The sequence below is a fragment of the Marinobacter salsuginis genome (assembly GCF_009617755.1).
GTDB lineage: Bacteria > Pseudomonadota > Gammaproteobacteria > Pseudomonadales > Oleiphilaceae > Marinobacter > Marinobacter salsuginis.
Window position 1 is genome coordinate 329,835 of the sequence record NZ_BGZH01000001.1, and the last position, 20,932, is coordinate 350,766.

Sequence of the window (20,932 nt, forward strand, 5' to 3'; positions counted from 1 at the left end):
AGACCGCGCCTTTCATGTTAGCCTTTGCTCCTTTCCCCGAAGCGTCTGGCCCGGAACAGGGCCTGGCAACGTACGGCTTTTTCAGTGAGAGAATTCCCAATGAGCGACACCAAACATTCCCGACTGATCATCCTTGGTTCCGGCCCCGCAGGCTACACCGCTGCTGTCTACGCAGCCCGCGCCAACCTGAACCCGACCCTGATTACCGGTATTGAAGTCGGCGGCCAGCTCACCACCACCACCGACGTCGACAACTGGCCCGGAGACAACGACGGCGTTCAGGGCCCGGAGCTCATGCAGCGCATGCTCAAACACGCCGAACGCTTCGAGACCAGCATCGTCTACGACACCATCAACGAGGCTGACCTGCGCAACCGCCCCTTCCGCCTAAAGGGCGACGGCGGTGAATACACCTGCGATGCCCTGATCATCGCCACCGGCGCCTCTGCCATGTACCTGGGCCTGGAATCCGAAGAGAAATTCAAAGGCCAGGGCGTATCTGCCTGCGCCACCTGCGACGGTTTCTTCTACAAGAAACAGAAAGTCGCCGTTATCGGTGGCGGCAACACCGCCGTTGAAGAGGCGCTGTACCTTTCGAACATCGCCGACGAAGTCACCCTGGTACACCGCCGCGACAGCCTGCGCGCCGAAAAGATCCTCCAGGACAAACTGTTTGAAAAAGCCGAAAACGGCAACGTGAACATCGTCTGGGACCACACCCTCGACGAGGTCCTCGGCGACGGCACCGGCGTGACCGGCATGCGCATCAAGAGCACCAAAGACGGCTCCACCCGGGAGATGGACCTGGCCGGCGTCTTTATCGCCATTGGCCACAAACCCAACACCGACCTGTTCCAGGGCCAGCTGGACATGGAAAACGGCTACATCCGCATCCGCTCCGGCCTTGAGGGCATGGCCACCCAGAGCAGCATCCCCGGCGTCTTCGCCGCTGGCGACGTAGCCGACCACGTCTACCGCCAGGCCGTCACCTCCGCCGGCTTCGGTTGCATGGCGGCCCTGGATGCGGAAAAGTTTCTGGATCAACAGGATTGATCTAGTCTTTTATAAGACTATACGGAAGCTGATCGAGGCTGGGAGGGCCAGCCTTCTAAAACTGTGCGGAGCCAGGGATGGCGGAGCCAAGCGTACACGGACGTATTCACAGCGTGTTTTAGAAGGCTGGCCCTCCCGGGCGCGACTCCAAGGCCCGTAAGCAACAAGACCAACGCGAACTAGGCAGTAAAAACCGGAGAAGGATGACCTCACTACCCTGGCTAGACCCGGACCAACTCTGGTTCCCCCCCGCCAACGAAGCCCTGGACGACCCGGACGGCCTCCTCGCCCTCGGCGGGGACCTGTCCACCGAACGACTCATCCTTGCCTACCGCAACGGCATTTTCCCCTGGTACAGTGACGACCAGCCCATCCTGTGGTGGTCACCCAACCCCAGATGCGTCCTGTTCCCGAACGAAATCCACGTGTCACGCAGCCTGCGCCGCACCCTGAACCAGCAACGCTTCGAGGTGACCGCCGACAGACACTTCGGACGGATTATCCGACTCTGTGCGTCAACCCGGGCCGAGGGCACCTGGATTACCGAAGAAATGATTGCCAGCTATTCCGACCTGCACCGCATGGGCGTCGCCCACTCCATCGAAATATGGAACCGTCGCGGTGAACTGGCCGGTGGCATGTATGGCCTGGCCATTGGCCGGTGCTTCTTCGGAGAATCCATGTTTTCCCTGGAAACCAATGCCTCCAAGGTTCTCATGGTTCATCTGGCGCACCAGTTACAGCTTTGGGGCTATCGGATCATGGATTGCCAGGTGGAGAGCAGACACCTCCTGACCATGGGCGCACGGACTATTCCACGGGAAGAGTTTTTATCTATACTCAGGATGAGCATCGATCAGAAACCGGATCAGACCGACTGGACCTTCAGATGGCGTTGGCCCGGGCCGGAGGAGTGAATGAGCAATCTCAGAACCCTGGTGTTCTTCGCAACGCCGCCCCACGATTGCAGCTACCTGCCAGACCGCGAGGCAACCACCATGTTTGTGGATCCGCGGGCCCACATTGATAAAAAGCTTTACAGCCAACTGACCGCTCTTGGTTTTCGCCGCAGCGGTTCTCATTATTACCGCCCCCATTGCGAACAGTGTAATGCCTGCATCCCGGTCCGACTCAAGGTTGACGATTTCAGCCCGGACAGAAGCCAGCGGCGGGTGCTGAAGAAGAACTCAGACCTGAAGTGCACGATGGTGCCAGCGACCTTTGCGGAAAGGTACTACCAGCTGTATGCCAACTACATTGAGCAGCGACACCAGGATGGCGACATGTATCCGCCGACCCGGGAGCAGTTCACGTCGTTCCTGGTGGAAGGGGCAACGGACTCCTGGTTCCTGGAAATCCACAAGGATGAGCGATTGGTGGGGTTGGCGGCCGTGGACCTGCTGGACGACGGGCTGTCGGCCATTTACACCGTTTTCGACCCCGATCTTGATGACAGGAGCCTTGGCACTTACGCAATCCTCTGGCAAATCGAGGAAGCTCGCCGCAGAGGGCTGCCCCACCTGTATCTTGGGTACTGGATCAAGCAATGCCGGAAAATGAACTATAAAACCCGCTTCCGCCCGATCGAGGCGCTAAGAGACGGCCACTGGCGTGAACTGGACCCAGGCTAACTTTGCCAAACGCCGATAAATCAGGCAGAATTGCGCAATTTAAAATTACGGAAAGCATATCCAAACGAGGTTTCTACTGAATGCCGAAATCAGATGCCATTGAAATGGAAGGCGTTATCATCGACACCCTTCCAAACACCATGTTCCGCGTTGAGCTCAGCAACGGCCATGTTGTGACAGCTCATATCTCCGGCAAGATGCGCAAGAACTACATCCGCATCCTGACAGGTGACAAGGTCAAGGTTGAGCTGACTCCCTACGACCTGAGCAAAGGCCGCATTGTCTACCGCGCCCGTTGATGCTCACGTGACATCTGAAAGCCCCTTCGGGGGCTTTTTTCGTTGTAGCTAAAAAAAACCGCTGCCGGTTGCCCGGGCAGCGGTTTTTTATTTCCTCAAGTAGATCAGACCGCTTCGGCAGGCTCGTCCTCGTACTCGAATACCAGCTCATCATCACGAAGGTGGATGAAGACATCACCGCCCTTCTCCGACAAACGCCCGAACAGGATCTGCTCGGCCAGCGGCCGCTTGATCTTGTCCTGGATCAGCCGCGACATCGGGCGTGCACCCATGGTGACGTCGTATCCCTTCTCGGCCAACCAGGCTTTGGCATCGTCATCCACATGCAGAACCACATGCTTCTCGTCCAGCTGTGCCTGCAATTCGGTGAGGAACTTGTCCACCACGTGAGTGATGGTATCCATCTGCAAGTCACCAAACTGGATGATGCCGTCCAGACGGTTACGGAACTCCGGCGTGAAGGTCTTGCTGATGATCTCCATGCCGTCCGTGCTGTGATCCTGCTCACTGAAGCCAATGGACCGGCGGGCCATGCTTTCGGCCCCGGCGTTGGTGGTCATCACCAGGATCACATGGCGGAAATCCGCTTTCCGACCGTTATTATCGGTCAGCGTGCCATGGTCCATGACCTGCAGCAGCAGGTTGAACACTTCCGGATGGGCCTTCTCGATCTCATCCAGCAGGAGCACGCAGTGCGGATGCTTGTTGACCGATTCGGTCAACAAGCCGCCCTGATCGTAGCCAACGTAGCCCGGAGGCGCACCGATCAGCCGTGAAACCGTATGGCGCTCCATGTACTCGGACATGTCAAACCGTACCAGCTCAATGCCAAGAACCTTGGCCAACTGCTTGGTAACCTCGGTTTTCCCGACACCGGTCGGTCCTGCGAACAGGAACGCACCCTCTGGCTTCTCGGGCGCCTTCAGCCCGGCTCGTGCCAGCTTGATAGCGGTAGACAGCGATTCGATCGCCGGATCCTGGCCGAACACGGTCATCTTCAGATCCCGTTCAAGGTTCCGCAGCAGATCCTTGTCGCTGGTAGAGACGTTCTTCGGCGGGATGCGGGCAATGTTCGCAACCACATCCTCGATCTCGGTGACATCAACGGTTTTCTTGCGCTTGCCTTCAGGCTGCAGCCTCTGGCGGGCACCCGCTTCATCAATCACGTCGATGGCCTTGTCCGGCAAATGACGATCAGTGATGTAGCGGTCTGACAGTTCGGCGGCTACGCGCAGGGCCTTGTCGGTGTACTTGAGATCGTGGTGCTTTTCAAAGTTGGGTTTGAGGCCCTTCAGTATTTGATAGGTATCCTCAACGCTCGGCTCGTTTACATCGATCTTCTGGAACCGGCGAGCCAGGGCGCTATCCTTCTCGAAAATACCCCGGAACTCCTGGAATGTGGTTGAACCAATGCACCGGATTTCCCCGGAACTGAGCATGGGCTTGAGAAGGTTGGAGGCATCCATCACGCCACCGGAAGCGGAACCCGCTCCGATGATGGTGTGAATCTCATCAATGAACAGGATTGCGTGGTTTTCTTTCTTGAGCTCGGCAAGCAACCCTTTCAGGCGCTTCTCGAAATCGCCCCGGTACTTGGTCCCGGCGAGCAGAGCCCCGAGGTCCAGCGAGTAAACCACCGCATCGGAAATAATGTCGGGCACCTGACCATCAACGATACGTTTCGCAAGCCCCTCTGCAATCGCAGTCTTGCCGACACCGGCCTCCCCCACCAGCAGCGGGTTATTCTTGCGACGACGAACCAGAATCTGAACGACCCGTTCGACTTCGTGTTCGCGCCCAATCAGCGGATCAATACGGCCCTGACGGGCCTGCTCATTCAGGTTGGTGGCATAGCTTTCCAGGGGTTTGGACTGCCCGCCTTCCTCACCGGCCTCATCATGGGACGCCTGATCATGGCTTTCCTGGTCTTCCGCACCCTGAACACGAGAAATGCCGTGAGAAACGAAGTTCACCACATCAATCCGGGCAATGCTCTGCTTTTTGAGCACATAGACCGCCTGGCTTTCCTGTTCGCTGAAAATGGCCACCAGCACGTTGGCACCGGTTACCTCTTTCTTGCCGGAGGACTGCACATGGAAAACCGCCCGTTGCAGCACACGCTGGAACCCCAGCGTTGGCTGAGTCTCCCGCTCACTGTCACTGCTTGGAATGAGTGGTGTGGTTGAATCCACGAATTCGACGAGTTCTTCCTGAAGCCGCTTGAGGTCGGCGCCGCAAGCCTTCAGAACGCCCACTGCCGATTCATTATCCAGTAGGGCCAGCAACAAATGCTCCACAGTCATGAACTCATGACGCTTGTCCCGGGCATTTTTGAAGGCCGTATTCAGCGTAATTTCTAGATCTTTGCTCAGCATGGGCCACCCCAACGTCTTTCAGTCCGCACGTTCAATCTCGCAAAGGAGCGGATGTTCGCATTCCGAGGAATACTGGTTCACCTGTGCCGCCTTTGTTTCCGCGATGTCACGGGTATATACCCCGCATACAGCTTTTCCCTGTGTATGGACGAGCAGCATCACCTGCGTCGCCTTTTCTTCGTTCATTCCGAAGAACTTCATCAACACATCCACAACAAAATCCATGGGCGTGTAATCATCGTTCAGAAGCACCACCCTGTATCGCGCAGGGCGCTTGAGAGCAGGCTTCTCGGGAGCAACGCTGAGGTCATCCTGTCGCCCCGGTTGTTCGTCCTCCCCCTGATTAAATACTAGTAGAGAATTCTCGATAGTCCGCATCATTCCTTACCGGTTTATCGGTGCTCCTGTTAAATGTGGATGTCCGCCCCCGGGTTTTCAAGCGGGGCATGAGATATTTATCAATACGAACATGATACCGCTTCCAGACTGCGTTCAACCACACATTCCCGGCATAGAAACTATTGACTCATCGCTATGATTGGCCGAAAGTTAAGTTGCATTGTAAAATAATGTAAATCCATGCAAGGATTGTGTAACAGGATTCGGACCGACCGTGCGACGGCACCGATAGGCAAACAAAGAATCAACAAGAATAGAGACAGCAAAAGAACAGGGGAGTTCATCATGCCAAGAGGCAAGGTCAAGTGGTTCAACAATGCCAAAGGGTACGGATTCATCATCGAGGATGGCTGCAGTGACGACCTGTTTGCGCACTTCTCTTCGGTGCAAATGGACGGCTACAAGACCCTGAAAGCCGGCCAGGCCGTAACCTTTGACAAAAAGCCCAGTGACAAAGGCATTCACGCAGTCAACATCGTCCCTGACGAATTGCCCGCCAGCAAAGCGCAGGCTGGTACCGGGAGCGAATCTGCCGGCAAGTCGGGTCAGCAGGAATCAGGGCGCGACAACTATCCGCCCCGTGCCGTAAACGCCTGATCGGTTGCGACATTGGAATACTCGCACCCACCGGTACTCTACTGGTGGGCCATCCCTTCTTGCTTTTCAGAATCATCCCCTATTAAGCGATATCAACTTCGCTTTGCCACTGCCCCTCTTTGCAGTACCCTGCTGTCAACAAACGCATCGTAACCCCGGGAATACAGCAGCGCATGGCTGAACTCGTGCTTTTTAACAAACCCTTCCAGGTTTTGAGCCAGTTTACCGACGATGGCGTCTCCGGTGGTGACTCACCGAGAGCCACCCTGGCGGACTATCTGCGAATCCCGGGTATCTACCCCGCCGGTCGCCTCGACTATGATTCCGAGGGCCTGCTTCTTCTGACCTCTGAAGGCCCACTGCAACACAGGATTGCCTCTCCTTCGCTAAAGATGCCGAAGACCTACTGGGTGCAGGTGGAAGGCGACATTACGGAAGACGCCTTGAAACATCTGGCGGCCGGAGTTCAGTTGAAAGATGGCCTGACCCGACCGGCAAAAGCCACCGGAATAGCCGCCCCTGTAGTTTGGCCCAGGGTTCCGCCGGTGCGCCATCGAGAAACAGTTCCCACCAGCTGGATTGAGCTGACCATCACCGAAGGCAAGAATCGGCAGGTCCGAAGAATGACTGCCGCCGTGGGCTTTCCAACGCTCAGGCTGATCCGGTACCGGATTGGCGACTGGACGCTGGAGGGCCTGGATTCAGGAGCCCACCGGACTGTTACCGTTAATCTTCCAGCTTCAGCAAAAACAACCCGCCGCGGCAAAGTCGCCGGCGCCCGACCCGGGAGAAACCGCAGATCATGACCTGGACACCCCACGCAACCGTCGCCGTTATCGTTGAAGATGGTGCGGGCCGCTACCTGATGGTCGAAGAAGTCAGCGGCGGCAAGGTTGTTTTCAACCAGCCCGCAGGCCATGTGGAGGAAGACGAAGCCATTCTCGATGCGGTTCGCCGGGAAACCCTCGAAGAAACAGGCTGGGACATAGAGCCGTTACATTTTCTCGGCATCTATACCTACAAGGCGCCCGCCAACGGAGTGACCTACTATCGATTCTGCTACGCGGCCAGGGCCCGAAACCGGCTTACAGACCACCTGGACGATGGCATTATCGCCGCCCACTGGCTGACTATCGACGAGATTCACGCATTGGGCACGCAATTGCGAAGCCCGCTTGTGCTTCAATGCATAGAAGATTACCGAAATGGTCGCCGATACCCGCTGGACGTGGTGGTGGATGCGCAGACGGCGCCACCGGAAAGATGATAAACTTGCGGCTTTTTAACCGGTAACAAAGCTGTCATGACCAACGCATCCGACACCCATACTTCAAACGGCGCAACCCACACCCGCATCATTGTCGGCATGTCCGGCGGCGTGGATTCTTCCGTGGCCGCCTGGCTGCTCAAGGATCAGGGTTATCAGGTTGAAGGCCTGTTCATGAAGAACTGGGATGAGGACGATGGCACCGAATACTGCACCGCCATGACGGACCTGGCAGACGCCCAGGCCGTGGCGGATGCCATCGGCATCAAGCTTCATACCGCCAGCTTCGCGGCGGAATACTGGGACCGGGTGTTTGAACACTTCCTGTCCGAATACCAGGCCGGGCGGACACCCAATCCGGATATCCTGTGTAACAAGGAAGTGAAATTCCGGGCGTTCCTGGACTACGCCATTACTCTTGGCGCCGATTACATTGCCACCGGCCACTACGCCCGTCAGCGCCCGATTGCTGGCTCCCCGGGCAAGGCCCAACTCCTGAAGGGCCTGGATCCCAACAAGGATCAAAGCTACTTCCTGCATGCTGTCTCCGGCGACCGCATTGCACGGACACTGTTCCCGGTGGGCGAGCTGGAAAAACCGGAAGTCCGTCGTATTGCCGAACAGCAGGGTTTCGTTACCCACGACAAAAAAGATTCCACCGGTATCTGCTTTATTGGTGAACGCAAGTTCAAGGATTTCCTGAAGCAATATCTGCCAGCCCAGCCCGGCGATATCGAGACACCCGATGGCCAGAAAATTGGCCGGCACCAGGGCCTGATGTATCACACCATTGGCCAGCGGCAGGGGCTTGGCATCGGCGGCCTTAGTGAATTCGGGGATGAGCCCTGGTACGTGGCGGAGAAAGATCTCGGTCGCAATGTCCTTATTGCAGTTCAGGGAAAGCATCACCCCCTGCTCTTTTCCCGGGGCCTGGTGTCCGGGCCGATTGACTGGGTAGCCGGCGAACCACCGGCAGGAACCTTCCGCTGCAAGGCCAAAACCCGCTACCGGCAGCCAGACCAGGATTGCGAAGTTGAGGTTATCGAGGGCGGCGTCCGGGTGGACTTCGACAATGCTCAGCGCGCCGTCACGCCCGGGCAATCCGTCGTTTTCTACGACGGCGATGTGTGTCTCGGCGGCGGCGTTATAGAAGAGACCTGGCGAGACGGCGAACCCTTGCCAGACCGCCTGACCGGAACCCGGCACCAGGAAGAAACCGCATGAGCCGCTCCCTCAAGGATCAGACGCTGGCGCTGGCCGGCGTGTTCCAGGCCGCGAACCTGGTCCAGCAGATTGCCCACAATGGCCAGTGCAACGAAGCCAGCCTGGAAACATCTATTCGTTCCCTGTTTGCCACCGATCCGGCGAAAACTCTGGATGTCTATGGCGGCGAACTTCGCGACATCCGTGAAGGCCTTGTCACCCTGTCTTCGGTGCTCAGCCAGCAATCCCGGCAGCAGGACATCGAAGTACTGCGCTACGCCCTCAATCTGATCCAGCTCGAATCCAAACTGAATCGCCGCTCCGACATGCTGGACGTGATTGGTAGTCGTATCGATCAGGCCAGGCATACCGCCAGCCACTTCGGGTACACCCACCCCAACCTGATTAGCAATCTGGCATCGGTCTATGCCGATACCATCAGCACCTTCCGACTGCGGATCCAGGTCAGCGGCAACCCATCGGTGCTGCAGCGGGAGGAGAATGCTGCCAAAGTGCGCGCCCTGCTGCTTGCGGGCATTCGGTCCGCCGTGCTCTGGCGCCAGACTGGCGGCCGCCGCTGGCAGCTGATCTTTGCCCGGAAGAAAGTTATCCGGCTCGCCGGCGAACTGGCCGAGGAAGCCAATCGCTCCCTGTACCACTGACGGCGCTGATTCAGTGCCTCCGGTGGTGTATGATACGCACCCCTTATTTTCTTTTGATCCGAATCTTTGATGACTTGAGAGGTTTTCGATGGAACTCACCGCCCTGACCGCCATTTCCCCGGTCGATGGACGCTATGGCAGCAAGGTCAGCGTCTTCCGTGAAATTTTCAGTGAATATGGCCTGATCAGGAACCGGGTAACCGTCGAGATCCGCTGGTTGCAAAAGCTGGCCGCTCATCCCGGAGTAACTGAGGTACCCCAGTTTTCCGCCGAAGCCAACAAAGTTCTGGACAGTCTGGTCAGTGAGTTCAGCCTTCAAGACGCCGAGCGCATCAAGGACATCGAACGCACCACCAATCACGATGTGAAAGCGGTCGAGTACTTCATCAAGGAAAAAATTGCCGGCGTTCCGGAACTGCACGCCGTCACCGAATTTGTTCACTTTGCCTGCACCTCGGAAGACATCAACAACCTGTCCCATGCCCTGATGCTCCGCGAGGGCCTGGACCACGGCCTGTTGCCGGCCATGGATCGTGTTGTCGACAAGCTGGCACAGCTGGCTCATGATCATGCTGAACAGCCCATGCTATCCCGTACCCACGGCCAGACTGCCTCGCCCACCACCGTTGGCAAAGAGCTGGCCAACGTGGTTCATCGGTTGCGTCGACAGGTAAAGCAGGTCCGTGAAACCGAGCTTCTGGGCAAGATCAATGGCGCTGTGGGCAACTACAATGCCCACCTGTCCGCCTACCCGGAAATCGACTGGGCTGTGAATGCCCGGGAATTCATCGAGAGCCTTGGCCTCGACTGGAATCCGTACACCACTCAGATCGAACCCCATGATTACATCGCCGAACTGTACGATGCCATCGCCCGATTCAACACAATCCTGATCGATCTGGATCGTGACATCTGGGGCTATATTTCACTCGGCTACTTCAAGCAGAAAACGGTGGAAGGCGAAGTGGGCTCCTCAACCATGCCCCACAAGGTCAATCCCATCGATTTCGAGAACTCCGAAGGCAACCTTGGCATCGCCAACGCGCTCTTCAGCCACCTCTCCGCCAAGCTGCCCATTTCACGCTGGCAGCGGGACCTGACCGACTCCACCGTGCTACGCAACCTGGGCGTTGGCTTTGCCCACAGCCTGATTGCCTACGAAGCAACATTGAAGGGCCTCGGCAAACTGGAAATCAACCCGGCTCGCCTGGATGAGGACCTGGACCATGCCTGGGAAGTGCTTGCCGAGCCGATCCAGACCGTGATGCGCCGTTACAACATTGAAAAGCCCTATGAAAAACTCAAGGCTTTGACCCGCGGCAAGGCAATGACCCCGGAAGTGATCAAGAATTTCGTAGAGAGCCTGGACATTCCGGAGCAAGCCAAGGCCGAACTGATGGCCCTGACCCCGGGTCGTTATATCGGTAACGCCGTCGATCAGGCACAAAACATCTGAAACCGGGAGCAACACCCATGGACATGCTTGGCGGACTGACACCTTCTGAATTTCTGCGAGACTACTGGCAGAAAAAGCCGCTGGTTATCCGCCAGGCATTTCCGGGCTTCCAGTGCCCGGTCAGCGCTGATGAACTGGCAGGCCTTGCCTGCGAGGAAGGCGTGGAGTCCCGGATTGTCATCGAAAACGACGATGGCAAGCCCTGGCAGCTCCACAATGGCCCCTTCTCGCCGGACCGGTTCAGCTCACTACCTGAACAGGACTGGACGCTGCTGGTGCAGGGCCTGGACCATTGGGTGCCCGATATTGCCGATCTTCTCGAACATTTCCGCTTTATTCCCAACTGGCGCCTGGATGACATCATGGCCAGCTTTGCCCCGAAAGGCGGCAGTGTCGGCCCGCACTACGACCAGTACGATGTATTCCTGCTTCAGGCCCAGGGTCACCGTCGGTGGACATTTGGTGGGCATTGCGACCACACCTCACCCAGGGTGGAGGGCACCCCGCTCCGAATTCTGAGCAGTTGGGATGGCGAGGAAACCGTTACCCTGGCACCTGGTGACATGCTGTACCTTCCCCCGGGCATTGGGCACCACGGAGTTGCGGAAGATGACTGCATCACCCTGTCGGTGGGATTCCGGGCGCCGACCATTGACGATATTCTAACCGGCTTTACCGACTTCCTTTGCAGCCGCTCCGACGCGGCGGATCACCTGAACGATCCGGACCTGAAGGTGCAGGAGAATCCCGGCACCATCCAGCCTGATGTGGTAGATCGCCTGGAGAATGTGATCCGGGAAAAGCTTGGCGACCGTCGGCAACTGGCGCTCTGGTTTGGCCAGTTCTCGACTGCACCCAAGAGCATGGATATTGTCGTTCCTGCTGACGAGCCCGCGTCCAACGAGGATGTTGCGGAAGCGATTCACGCAGGCGAGCAGTTGCGCTGGAACGAAGGCTCCCGTTTCGCCTACTACGACTTCGCCAGCGAAACCGCGCTGTTTGTCGATGGCGAGCAGTTCCTGCTCAAGGGTGACGCCCGACCACTCGCTCCGTTACTGTGTTCCGCCGCCCGCGTGGATATGGCTGCCCTGGCCGGGTTTGCTGACGATGACGCGTTGCTTGGGCTTCTGACCACGCTCTACAATCAGGGCTCCGTTTACTTCGAATAGGCATTATGAGCATCCGGTTTCGCAAATACAGCTGGCAACTGGCTCCGGGGTCCATCCGCGACATTCGCCAGCAGGTGTTTATTGAGGAACAGAACGTCCCATCGGAACTGGAATGGGATGAAACCGATGAAATTGCCGACCATTACCTCGCTGTTCTCCCTGATAACACCCCGGCCGGCGTAGCCCGGCTGTTTTCAACACTGGAAGAAACCGGCCACATTGGTCGCATGGCGATATTGCCCCAATTCCGTGGCCGGAGCATTGGGGAAGCACTGCTGAGGCACCTGATTGCGGAATCCGCGAATCGATTTTCCGAGCTCAGACTGTCTGCCCAGGAGCACGCCATTCCGTTCTACCAGCGCTCAGGCTTCCATGTCTGTTCTGGCGTTTATGACGACGCCGGCATACCCCACTTCGACATGCGCTGTCTGGCGCCGGATCTTGCCGCCGGAACTCTCGGGGCCAGTGATCACCCCATGATTCTGGGCAGCGATACGGATTCCTGGCTATTCGATACCGAATCGAGACTGCTGGGCCTGATGGATTCAGTGGTTGGGCAGGCCAGCCAGCGGATCTGGCTGTACGACCGCCTGCTCGAACATGATCTTTATGACCGGCATCGGTTCCGGGAACTGATTTCGGCCCTGGCCCGCCGGCACCGGCTCAGTGAAGTCAGGTTGCTTATCCATGACGACAAGCCTCTGGTCAAACGCCGGCACGCCCTGGTCGAGCTGATGCGCCGACTACCCAGCCGAATGGAGCTTAGACTGGTGAATGAGGACTATCCGGTTGAGGACCAGCCCTTCATCCTCGCGGATCGTGAAGGTGTGGTTTACCGGCACGACTTCTACAAACCAGAAGGCTTTGCCAAGTTTTCGGACGGCGGCCGGGTGAAGCTGCTGTCTGAAAATTTCCAGCGCATGTGGGATGCGGCGCGCCCTTCCCTGGAACTCCGGGAACTACCGCTCTGAGTGATGGGCCTGGGGCGCGTCCGGCGCTTCGAATCTGGCACCGAACGGAGCAAACTCGGTATCAACCTCGGTGGCCACCTCGGCAATCAGTTTGCGCAACCATTGGTGATCCGCATTGTGCTGCAGCAGCGGACTCCAGGCCATTTTTAATTCAAATGGCGGGATCTCGAACGGCGGAACCTTCACCACCAGGTTCGGATTGTCTTTTTGCAGCCAGGCCGCCCGGGATGGCAGAGTTGCTACCAAATCGTGCTGCTCGGCCAGCAACATCGCCACCTGATAGTGCCGGGTGAACACCGAAATCTGACGCTTGCGCCCCATTCTTGAGAGTGCCTCGTCTACCCAGCCCAGACGCTGGACATCCTTGGGGTTCACCCCCACGCCAACGCCAAAACCGGTCTTGCTGACCCAGATATGGCTGGCATCCAGATAGGTATCCAGAGTGAAGGGTTCTTTCAGTACCGGATTTCTGGCGTTCATCAGGCAGGCAAAATATTCGGTCCACAAGGTCTTCTGGTGAAAAGATTGCGGGATCTTGTCGAACCGGTTAATTGCCATATCGAGCCGCCCCTGTTCCACATCCAGAAAGCTGACATCACTGGGCGTAAGTACGTCCAGCGTAACGTGAGGTGCTTCCTGACGGATCCGCCTCAGTACCCGTGGCATCAGGCAGGACTCGGCATAATCACTGGCCATGATCCGGAACACGCGTTGGCTGTCCAGGGCCGAGAACGGTGTTTTCTCCTGCACGGCCTGCTCAATATCCGACAGGATACCCCGCACCAGCGGTTGCAGCTCCCGCGCGCGCTCCGTGGCCGTCATGCCCTCGCTCGTTCGCACCAGCAGCGGATCGCTGAACAGGTCCCGTAGCCGCCTCAGGCCATTACTCATGGCTGGCTGGGTAATACCCAGGTGGTTAGCAGCCTTGGTAACATTCCGCTCGCGCAACAACACATCCAGGTAAACGAGCAAATTCAGATCAACACGGGAAATATCCACAAAAACTCCGAAGCACCAGAAACGGGAAATCACCACCATTCACGAAAACAATATACATGATACAGTGGATTCACGGAATCAATCCGCAACACGAACTTTCACATTTGAAAACGGATCTGGGGCGGTATTTCTGCTAGTCTTTCTGATACTTGCTGAATAATATCGGTATTTTTGAGGCCGGTTTACAGACCCGCCATCATTTGATCCTGAAGCCGGAGTCGTTACTGACAAAATGGATACCACTACGATCGTCCTTCTGCTGGCGGCCATCGTTACCGTCTCGATTGTCATTATTGTGCTCAGCCAGATGCGCGAGCGCGCCCGTATTGAGCGGGCTCGCAAGATTACAGCCCAGGAAGACGCCTACAACAGGGCCAATCGACTACTGACTGAAATTCCCGGCCAGTATCTGACGGCCGATCTGAAGCTGCTTTTGATCAAGCGCATGGAGGAAGCCTGTGGGGAGCTTGCCGGGCTCAAGTCCAACCTGCCGGTAAAGGAGTGGCAGATCGCTGCCGCTGAGCTGAAAGCCGAGATCATCGAAAAGCGGGACAGGACCACTCCCGTCAAGATCGATTCAGCCGAAAAGTCCAACTATGTCAAAGAGTTGCTTCAGAACCTGTTCAAAATGATTGAAGCAATGCACAAGAGTGGCCGAATTGATGCGGCGACTGCCAAGAAAAACCTCAAATATGTGCTCTTCCTGGTCCACAAGACCCACGCGGACCTGCATGTGTTTCAGGCCAGGGATTACGTGCGCCAAAACCAGTTTCGCAAGGCCATCCACGCCTATCACCTGGCCAGTACCGAAATGGGCAAATCCCGCGACAACCCTTTGGCTATGAAAGCGGTCAAGAGTTTCCGTACCCGCATCAAGGAGCTTGAGGCGCTGAGTGCAGAGGGTAAGGAAAGCCCTCAGGGAGAGTCCAAACTGGACCGCGAGTGGGATACCTTCCTCCACGACGACGAGTGGAAGAAAAAGGCCGACTACGACGACTGAAGGCACCGAACGGGTCGCCATTGCAGACCCGTCAACAGGGATAGTGCAAACCCGTGAGCAAGGGCTTTAAACAACGACTTTCCTATCGACTGACCCGGGACACGGTACTGGTTGCCATGGCACTTGGGCTGGTGCTGAATGTTATCCAGATTACTCTGGACTATTTCAGCGCCAAGGAGTCGATGGAGAAGGAAATCCACGCCCTGATCGACATCAGCAACAGCCCCGCGTCACAGATTGCCTACAACATTGATGTCCGGCTGGCGGAAGAATTGCTCGATGGCCTGCTTCGCCACCCCGCCACCATTGATGCACGGATTACCGACAACGACAACGAGACCATGGCCGCCGCAAGCAAAAGCAGCCCGGTGTCGTCCTATCGCTGGGTCAGTGATTTGCTATTCGGCCCCGACAGGGTATTCAGACAGGAGTTGCAGGTCCCACAGCTTGAAGATTTGCCGCTCGGCCACCTGATCGTCACCATCGATACCTATCACTACGGCGCGCAGTTTCTTCAGCGCGCCGGCTACACGTTGATCAGCGGCCTCTTGAAGAGCCTGATTCTTTCGGCCGCATTGCTTGCCATCTTCTATTTTGTGCTTACCCGCCCCATGCTCAATGTTATCAGTGCCTTGAGCCAGGTGCAGGCCAGCACTCCCGAGAAAGTCAGGCTTCCGATCCCGGCAAACCATCGGGAAGACGAGATCGGGACCATGGTTGGCATCATCAACCAGCATCTTGAGACCATTGACTCAAGCCTTGCCCAACTCCGGCACGCAGAGAGTGCCATGAAGAACTACTCCACCCAGCTTGAACAGGAAGTGGCAGACCGTACTCGGGAAATCTCGGAGAAGAACGAGGCCCTGCAACGGGGTAACCGTGCCCTGGTGAAAGCCAAGGAGGATGCGGTTCGGCGAGCACGGGCAAGGGCCAACTTCCTGGCCAGCATGAGCCACGAGATACGCACGCCCCTGAATGGCGTTCTCGGTATGCTGGGGCTGGCCCTGGAGGGCGAACTGGACCCGGCTCAGCGCAACCGGATGGAAATTGCCCTGAACGCCGGCGAAAGCCTGCTTGGCCTGCTGAACGACATACTGGACATCTCGAAAGTGGAAGCCGGCAAGCTCAGCCTGGAAAATATCCCCTTCAGTGTCCGGCACCTGATCGAGGAATGCGCCACACTGCACGCCCAACAGGCGCGTCGGAAGCAGATTCTCCTGGTTACCGAAGTCGACCCTGATCTGCCCGAAAACTTCCTGGGCGACCCAACACGGGTACGTCAGGTCCTCAACAACCTGCTGAGCAATGCCATCAAATTCACCGACGAGGGTAGTGTCCGAATTCGGGCAGCCTATTCCGGGGGTAGCTTGAGAATTGACGTTGTGGACACCGGAATAGGCATGTCCAAAGAGGGCCTGCACCGGATATTCTCTCCTTTTTCCCAGGCTGACGTGGACACCACCCGGCTTTATGGCGGTACCGGCCTCGGCCTGACACTCTGCCGTCAGTTAGTGGAACGCATGCATGGCCAGATCCTGGTGGACTCCCGGGAAGGCAGCGGAACTCACTTTACCGTTACCCTGCCATTGCCGATACACGAGACCTCCGGGGCACAGGACCTGCCGAGGGTGGACCCACGGTTAAAAGACATTGGCATTGCCATGGCGATCCCCGCCGACAACCCGTATCGTTCGGCCATCGAGGCTCAGCTGCGGAAATGGGGGATTCCAATCCGCGGAGCAAGCAGGGACCCGGACGGAATTCTGTTGGCGCTCGCCAGCGCCGAAGACAAAGAAACCCTGGAGTTTGCCAACGATTGGCAGGGCCCGGGCGTGATTCTTGCCGATGCTACCGGGACCCTGACCCCCGGCAAAGCCAACCACCAGCTACTGTCACTGCCGTTGCGACGGGACGAACTACTTCGCTGCCTTGGCCTGGCCGCGGGCCTGGTTCATTCGGACGATCAGCATGCACACAGGGCTGAAACGATTGACCAAAACGCAGCTGAACCGTCTCTGTCTATCCTCCTGGTAGAGGACAACCAGGTGAATCAGCTGGTGGCAACCAGCCTGCTGAAAAAGCTCGGTCACCGGGCAGACCCCGCCGAAAACGGCCTCAAAGCTCTGCAGGCGCTCGAAAATAACCACTACGACCTGGTGCTGATGGATTGCCAGATGCCAGTGATGGATGGGTACGAGGCAACACAGAGGATTCGCCAGAATCCGCAATGGCAGCAACTACCTATCATTGCGGTGACGGCCAACGTGATGCAAGGCGACCGGGAAGACTGCCTTGCATCGGGCATGAATGACTACATAACCAAGCCGTACAAGCGGGAAGAGCTCCGGGCCGTGATTGAACGCTGGCGACCCTCTGACTCAGCGGAGGTGTCAGACCGGTAGAAGTTTCTCGATATCGGCCCGGATATCCTCCGGCTTGGTCGTGGGCGGATAGCGGCGTACAACCTTACCATCGGGCCCTACCAGAAACTTGGTAAAGTTCCATTTCACCTTTTCGGACCCCATCAACCCCTTGGCCTCTCGCTTTAGAAAGCGGAACAGCGGATGAGCGCCATCGCCATTGACCTCAATCTTGGCGAACATCGGAAAATCGACACCGTAGTTAAGGCTGCAGAACTGGCTGATGGCATCCTCATTGCCCGGATCCTGATTCAGGAACTGGTTGCACGGGAAACCCAGAACTTCAAAGCCCTTGTCGCCTAGTTCCTTGTGAAGGGACTGTAAACCTTCGAACTGCGGTGTGAAACCACACTTGCTGGCAGTGTTCACGATCAGGAGCACTTTACCCTGGTACTCTGCCATGCTTTTTTCATTGCCCTTGATATCCCGTGCGGTGAAATCGTAGACCGTCTCGCCTGCCATAAGCTTCTCCGTTTGATATTTCCATTCGTCCCGGACCATTGTTCACAATGCAGAGCAAAAAACCATGGCATTGCAGGCTGTACGGCCATCATTTTTAAAAAACGGTTCAGGTTTGTGAGCTAAATCTGCCCCGACACGCCACAATTCATCATAATTCCCCTGTTGCCGCTGGCCCTCGCTCCGCTAGAATAAAGGCCTGTCGTGTTGGCAGATGCCATTTTCCGCTCTCAAAAGAAGGACATCCGGGTCTTATGCAGAACTACTATAAATCCGCCAAGCTGGATAACGTGTGTTATGAAATCCGTGGCGTAGTTCTGCGGGAAGCACGCCGACTCGAAGAAGAGGGTCATCGCGTACTCAAGCTCAACATCGGCAACCCAGCCGCCTTCGAACTGGACGTGCCTGAGGAAATCCAGCAGGACGTCATCTACAACATGCACATGGCCCAGGGCTATGTGGAATCAAAAGGGCTTTTCTCCGCTCGCAAGGCAGTGATGCACTACTGTCAGCAGCGGGGCATCGATAAAGTCGACATCGACGATATTTTCCTGGGTAACGGTGTCAGTGAGCTTATCGTCATGACCATGCAGGCCATGCTGAACACCGGTGACGAGGTGCTGATTCCCGCCCCGGACTACCCCCTGTGGACAGCCGCCGTCACCCTTTCCAGTGGCAAGCCCGTGCATTATCGGTGCGATGAGCAGCAGGACTGGTTTCCGGATATCGACGACATCCGCAAGAAAATCACCCGACGAACCCGTGCCATTGTACTGATCAACCCGAACAACCCGACTGGAGCGGTGTACTCGAAAGAGCTTCTGGAACAGGTCATCGAACTGGCTCGAAAGCACAACCTGATCATTCTGTCCGACGAAATCTACGACAAGATTCTCTACGACGGTACCCAGCATGTTTCCACCGCCTCACTGGCAGACGACGTGCTTTTCTTCACCTATAACGGCCTGTCCAAGAACTACCGGGCAGCCGGTTACCGTTCGGGCTGGATGATTGTCAGTGGTGCCAAGCATCGGGCGAAGGATCTGATCGAAGGCATCGACATGCTCTCCAACATGCGGCTCTGTGCCAATGTGCCGGCCCAGTTGGCCATTCAGACAGCCTTGGGGGGTTACCAGTCGATCAATGATCTGGTGGCACCGGACGGGCGGCTGTATGAACAGCGGGAGATCGCCTGGCGAATGCTCAACGACATCCCGGGGGTAAGCTGCGTCAAACCTCAGGGCGCGTTGTACCTTTTCCCGAAACTGGATCCGAAGCACTTCCCGATCGTGAATGATGAGAAGCTGGTCCTCGACCTGCTTATTCAGGAAAAAATTCTTCTGGTGCAGGGGTCTGCGTTCAACATTGACGACAAACAACACCTGAGAGTGGTGTTCCTGCCACGGGAAGACACCCTGGAAGACGCCATGGGCCGGCTCGGAAACTTCCTGGCCCAATACCAGCAATAACGGGGAGAACCATGGCCGATATTCACGTCGAGGAATTCTACAAGGATGCGGCGATTGCTCTGGTGCAACTTTATGGCGCCTTCCCGCGTCGAATAAACCTGTTTGTCGAAGACATAGCCGGGCCGGATGAGCCGGACGAGTTCGGCCTGCACAGCAAGCGGCACATGGCCTGTTTTGGCGCCCTGCTCTGGCTCTCTGAGGAAGGCCTGCTCAGGTACGTCGATACCATTCGCCAGGAGGCTCTGGATCAGGCTGTACTGACACGGGACGCGTTTATCCGCCTCAGCTCTCCGGCACCACAAGCTTTGGCCAGGGAATTCGGCGTTGCCGAGGAGAATTCGGCAGGCTCGCTGCCTCCTTCGGTCAAGGAAGATCTTTCCACCCACATTCATCTGATCCGGACAGCCCTGCGCAGTGGTAACTCCGCCAGAATCAGCCATATCATGCAGTCCACCTTCTTCGCGGACCACGGCAATCATTAAATCACCGTAAGCTCGTTGATTGATTGAACCACGTCCGCATATAACGGTCTGAGTGACGGCTTTATCTTCTGTGACGAACTGATCAGGGAACCAACATGCGTATTCTGCTGTTTCTGGCAACCAACCTTGCTGTAATCCTTGTCGCCAGCTTTACACTGCGACTTCTGGGCGTAGACAGCTACCTCGCCCAAAATGGCATTCAGTACGGCTCTTTGCTGGCTTTCGCTGCGGTCTTCGGATTCGCCGGCGCCATCGTGTCACTGCTGATATCCAAGCGAATGGCCAAGTGGAGCACCAGGGCCCGGGTCATTGATTCCCCGCGCACGCCGGCCGAACGCTGGCTGGTGGATACTGTGGCCGAGCTGGCCAGGAATGCCGGTATCGGCATGCCAGAGGTCGCCATTTTCCCGGCATCCCAATCCAATGCCTTTGCAACGGGCTGGAACAAGAACGATTCGCTGGTAGCGGTAAGCGAAGGGCTTTTGCACCGCTTTAACAAGGACGAGATACGGGCAGTGCTGGGCCACGAAATCGGCCACGTTGCCAACGGTGACATGGTGACACTGGCCTTGATTCAGGGTGTGGTGAATACCTTCGTGATCTTCGCCTCACGGGTGATCGGCTCCTTTGTCGACCGGGTGATTTTCAAGAATGAAAGCGGGCACGGGCTCGGCTTTTTCGCAGTCAGCATCGTTGCCGAGATTGTCCTGGGCATTCTGGCGAGCACCATCGTCTTCTGGTTCTCCCGCCGCCGTGAATTCCGGGCGGATATCGCCGGAGCCCAACTGGCGGGGCGCTCAGCCATGATCAGCGCGCTGGCACGGCTGAAACAGGAAAGTGAGGTACCGGACCAGATGCCGGACTCACTGCAAGCATTCGGTATCAATCGGGGAGCCCGTGGTGGCCTGAGCGCCCTGTTTATGACGCATCCGCCACTGGAAGACAGGATTCAGGCGCTACAGCAGGCCAAGCTATAAAAAAACGGGGCCCAAAGGCCCCGTTTTTTGTTCAGATGTTGCAG

21 protein-coding genes are annotated in these 20,932 nt (G+C 57.0%); 17 read left to right on the forward strand and 4 right to left on the reverse strand.

Going from position 1 to position 20,932, the window contains the following annotated elements; translation table 11 throughout:
- Window positions 1-99: 99 nt before the first annotated feature.
- From trxB to infA, 4 genes are all read left to right on the forward strand, one after another.
- The gene (gene trxB, locus GJU83_RS01520; protein ID WP_069183389.1) at window positions 100-1,053 is read left to right on the forward strand and encodes a thioredoxin-disulfide reductase; all 954 of its coding nucleotides are present in this window, start codon (window positions 100-102) and stop codon (window positions 1,051-1,053) included.
- Window positions 1,054-1,256: 203 nt separating this feature from the next.
- Entirely contained in the window at window positions 1,257-1,970 is a 714-nt protein-coding gene (aat, locus tag GJU83_RS01525) for a leucyl/phenylalanyl-tRNA--protein transferase (RefSeq protein ID WP_153633523.1), read from the forward strand.
- Window positions 1,971-2,684, forward strand: a complete 714-nt coding sequence (locus GJU83_RS01530; RefSeq protein ID WP_136631784.1) for an arginyltransferase — start codon at window positions 1,971-1,973, stop codon at window positions 2,682-2,684.
- Window positions 2,685-2,764: 80 nt separating this feature from the next.
- The gene (infA, locus tag GJU83_RS01535) at window positions 2,765-2,983 is read left to right on the forward strand and encodes a translation initiation factor IF-1 (protein WP_008169200.1); all 219 of its coding nucleotides are present in this window, start codon (window positions 2,765-2,767) and stop codon (window positions 2,981-2,983) included.
- Between the two features lie 104 nt (window positions 2,984-3,087).
- On the opposite strand, the gene clpA is transcribed toward infA, so the two are convergent.
- Together clpA and clpS are read right to left on the reverse strand one after the other, a co-directional pair.
- Window positions 3,088-5,358, reverse strand: a complete 2,271-nt coding sequence (gene clpA, locus GJU83_RS01540) for an ATP-dependent Clp protease ATP-binding subunit ClpA (protein ID WP_136631785.1) — start codon at window positions 5,356-5,358, stop codon at window positions 3,088-3,090.
- Between the two features lie 18 nt (window positions 5,359-5,376).
- Window positions 5,377-5,736 carry an ATP-dependent Clp protease adapter ClpS gene (clpS, locus tag GJU83_RS01545; RefSeq protein WP_008169202.1) on the reverse strand — a complete coding sequence of 120 codons (360 nt, stop codon included), beginning with the start codon at window positions 5,734-5,736 and terminating at the stop codon, window positions 5,377-5,379.
- 306 nt (window positions 5,737-6,042) lie between these two features.
- Here clpS and GJU83_RS19150 point away from each other — a divergent pair, with 306 nt between their 5' ends.
- From GJU83_RS19150 to GJU83_RS01585, 8 genes are all read left to right on the forward strand, one after another.
- Window positions 6,043-6,354, forward strand: coding sequence for a cold shock domain-containing protein (locus GJU83_RS19150; protein ID WP_153633524.1), 312 nt, complete (start codon window positions 6,043-6,045; stop codon window positions 6,352-6,354).
- Between the two features lie 173 nt (window positions 6,355-6,527).
- The gene (locus GJU83_RS01555) at window positions 6,528-7,160 is read left to right on the forward strand and encodes a pseudouridine synthase (protein ID WP_153633525.1); all 633 of its coding nucleotides are present in this window, start codon (window positions 6,528-6,530) and stop codon (window positions 7,158-7,160) included.
- A complete protein-coding gene (locus GJU83_RS01560) occupies window positions 7,157-7,621 on the forward strand; it encodes an NUDIX hydrolase (RefSeq protein ID WP_069183383.1) in 465 nt (154 codons plus the stop codon). Before GJU83_RS01555 ends, GJU83_RS01560 begins: the two co-directional genes overlap by 4 nt.
- A gap of 36 nt (window positions 7,622-7,657) precedes the next feature.
- Entirely contained in the window at window positions 7,658-8,845 is a 1,188-nt protein-coding gene (gene mnmA / locus GJU83_RS01565; protein WP_153633526.1) for a tRNA 2-thiouridine(34) synthase MnmA, read from the forward strand.
- Window positions 8,842-9,486, forward strand: a complete 645-nt coding sequence (hflD, locus tag GJU83_RS01570; RefSeq protein ID WP_153633527.1) for a high frequency lysogenization protein HflD — start codon at window positions 8,842-8,844, stop codon at window positions 9,484-9,486. Before mnmA ends, hflD begins: the two co-directional genes overlap by 4 nt.
- A gap of 88 nt (window positions 9,487-9,574) precedes the next feature.
- On the forward strand, window positions 9,575-10,942 hold the full coding sequence (gene purB, locus GJU83_RS01575) for an adenylosuccinate lyase (protein WP_153633528.1): 1,368 nt from the start codon (window positions 9,575-9,577) through the stop codon (window positions 10,940-10,942).
- A 17-nt stretch (window positions 10,943-10,959) separates the two neighbouring features.
- Window positions 10,960-12,111 carry a ribosomal protein uL16 3-hydroxylase gene (locus GJU83_RS01580; RefSeq protein ID WP_153633529.1) on the forward strand — a complete coding sequence of 384 codons (1,152 nt, stop codon included), beginning with the start codon at window positions 10,960-10,962 and terminating at the stop codon, window positions 12,109-12,111.
- A 5-nt stretch (window positions 12,112-12,116) separates the two neighbouring features.
- On the forward strand, window positions 12,117-13,082 hold the full coding sequence (locus GJU83_RS01585) for a GNAT family N-acetyltransferase (protein WP_153633530.1): 966 nt from the start codon (window positions 12,117-12,119) through the stop codon (window positions 13,080-13,082).
- Here GJU83_RS01585 and GJU83_RS01590 read toward each other — a convergent pair.
- Window positions 13,071-14,081, reverse strand: coding sequence for a LysR family transcriptional regulator (locus GJU83_RS01590; protein ID WP_069183377.1), 1,011 nt, complete (start codon window positions 14,079-14,081; stop codon window positions 13,071-13,073). The genes GJU83_RS01585 and GJU83_RS01590 overlap by 12 nt on opposite strands.
- Before the next feature lie 232 nt (window positions 14,082-14,313).
- Here GJU83_RS01590 and GJU83_RS01595 point away from each other — a divergent pair, with 232 nt between their 5' ends.
- Together GJU83_RS01595 and GJU83_RS01600 are read left to right on the forward strand one after the other, a co-directional pair.
- Complete coding sequence (locus GJU83_RS01595; protein ID WP_153633531.1) at window positions 14,314-15,081, forward strand: hypothetical protein; 768 nt, start codon at window positions 14,314-14,316, stop codon at window positions 15,079-15,081.
- Between the two features lie 53 nt (window positions 15,082-15,134).
- Window positions 15,135-17,483 (forward strand): hybrid sensor histidine kinase/response regulator, encoded by a 2,349-nt coding sequence (locus GJU83_RS01600; RefSeq protein ID WP_174804999.1) that lies wholly within the window; start codon window positions 15,135-15,137, stop codon window positions 17,481-17,483.
- On the opposite strand, the gene GJU83_RS01605 is transcribed toward GJU83_RS01600, so the two are convergent.
- Window positions 17,472-17,963, reverse strand: coding sequence for a glutathione peroxidase (locus GJU83_RS01605; protein ID WP_153633532.1), 492 nt, complete (start codon window positions 17,961-17,963; stop codon window positions 17,472-17,474). The two genes, GJU83_RS01600 and GJU83_RS01605, sit on opposite strands and share 12 nt — an antisense overlap.
- A gap of 251 nt (window positions 17,964-18,214) precedes the next feature.
- Here GJU83_RS01605 and GJU83_RS01610 point away from each other — a divergent pair, with 251 nt between their 5' ends.
- The 3 genes from GJU83_RS01610 to htpX all read left to right on the forward strand — a co-directional run bounded on the left by GJU83_RS01610 (window position 18,215) and on the right by htpX (window position 20,888).
- Window positions 18,215-19,429, forward strand: coding sequence for a pyridoxal phosphate-dependent aminotransferase (locus GJU83_RS01610; protein ID WP_136631795.1), 1,215 nt, complete (start codon window positions 18,215-18,217; stop codon window positions 19,427-19,429).
- Window positions 19,430-19,440: 11 nt separating this feature from the next.
- A complete protein-coding gene (locus GJU83_RS01615; protein WP_069183372.1) occupies window positions 19,441-19,911 on the forward strand; it encodes a hypothetical protein in 471 nt (156 codons plus the stop codon).
- Between the two features lie 95 nt (window positions 19,912-20,006).
- On the forward strand, window positions 20,007-20,888 hold the full coding sequence (gene htpX / locus GJU83_RS01620; RefSeq protein WP_069183371.1) for a protease HtpX: 882 nt from the start codon (window positions 20,007-20,009) through the stop codon (window positions 20,886-20,888).
- The last annotated feature ends 44 nt before the right edge of the window (window positions 20,889-20,932 follow it).

What these genes read in the sequence shown, in the direction of transcription:
- trxB (WP_069183389.1), top strand. Translation starts at nt 100, where the DNA reads ATGAGCGACACCAAACATTCCCGACTGATCATCCTTGGTTCCGGCCCC.
- aat (WP_153633523.1), top strand. Translation starts at nt 1,257, where the DNA reads ATGACCTCACTACCCTGGCTAGACCCGGACCAACTCTGGTTCCCCCCC.
- GJU83_RS01530 (WP_136631784.1), top strand. Translation starts at nt 1,971, where the DNA reads ATGAGCAATCTCAGAACCCTGGTGTTCTTCGCAACGCCGCCCCACGAT.
- infA (WP_008169200.1), top strand. Translation starts at nt 2,765, where the DNA reads ATGCCGAAATCAGATGCCATTGAAATGGAAGGCGTTATCATCGACACC.
- clpA (WP_136631785.1), bottom strand. Translation starts at nt 5,358, where the DNA reads ATGCTGAGCAAAGATCTAGAAATTACGCTGAATACGGCCTTCAAAAAT.
- clpS (WP_008169202.1), bottom strand. Translation starts at nt 5,736, where the DNA reads ATGCGGACTATCGAGAATTCTCTACTAGTATTTAATCAGGGGGAGGAC.
- GJU83_RS19150 (WP_153633524.1), top strand. Translation starts at nt 6,043, where the DNA reads ATGCCAAGAGGCAAGGTCAAGTGGTTCAACAATGCCAAAGGGTACGGA.
- GJU83_RS01555 (WP_153633525.1), top strand. Translation starts at nt 6,528, where the DNA reads ATGGCTGAACTCGTGCTTTTTAACAAACCCTTCCAGGTTTTGAGCCAG.
- GJU83_RS01560 (WP_069183383.1), top strand. Translation starts at nt 7,157, where the DNA reads ATGACCTGGACACCCCACGCAACCGTCGCCGTTATCGTTGAAGATGGT.
- mnmA (WP_153633526.1), top strand. Translation starts at nt 7,658, where the DNA reads ATGACCAACGCATCCGACACCCATACTTCAAACGGCGCAACCCACACC.
- hflD (WP_153633527.1), top strand. Translation starts at nt 8,842, where the DNA reads ATGAGCCGCTCCCTCAAGGATCAGACGCTGGCGCTGGCCGGCGTGTTC.
- purB (WP_153633528.1), top strand. Translation starts at nt 9,575, where the DNA reads ATGGAACTCACCGCCCTGACCGCCATTTCCCCGGTCGATGGACGCTAT.
- GJU83_RS01580 (WP_153633529.1), top strand. Translation starts at nt 10,960, where the DNA reads ATGGACATGCTTGGCGGACTGACACCTTCTGAATTTCTGCGAGACTAC.
- GJU83_RS01585 (WP_153633530.1), top strand. Translation starts at nt 12,117, where the DNA reads ATGAGCATCCGGTTTCGCAAATACAGCTGGCAACTGGCTCCGGGGTCC.
- GJU83_RS01595 (WP_153633531.1), top strand. Translation starts at nt 14,314, where the DNA reads ATGGATACCACTACGATCGTCCTTCTGCTGGCGGCCATCGTTACCGTC.
- GJU83_RS01605 (WP_153633532.1), bottom strand. Translation starts at nt 17,963, where the DNA reads ATGGCAGGCGAGACGGTCTACGATTTCACCGCACGGGATATCAAGGGC.
- GJU83_RS01610 (WP_136631795.1), top strand. Translation starts at nt 18,215, where the DNA reads ATGCAGAACTACTATAAATCCGCCAAGCTGGATAACGTGTGTTATGAA.
- GJU83_RS01615 (WP_069183372.1), top strand. Translation starts at nt 19,441, where the DNA reads ATGGCCGATATTCACGTCGAGGAATTCTACAAGGATGCGGCGATTGCT.
- htpX (WP_069183371.1), top strand. Translation starts at nt 20,007, where the DNA reads ATGCGTATTCTGCTGTTTCTGGCAACCAACCTTGCTGTAATCCTTGTC.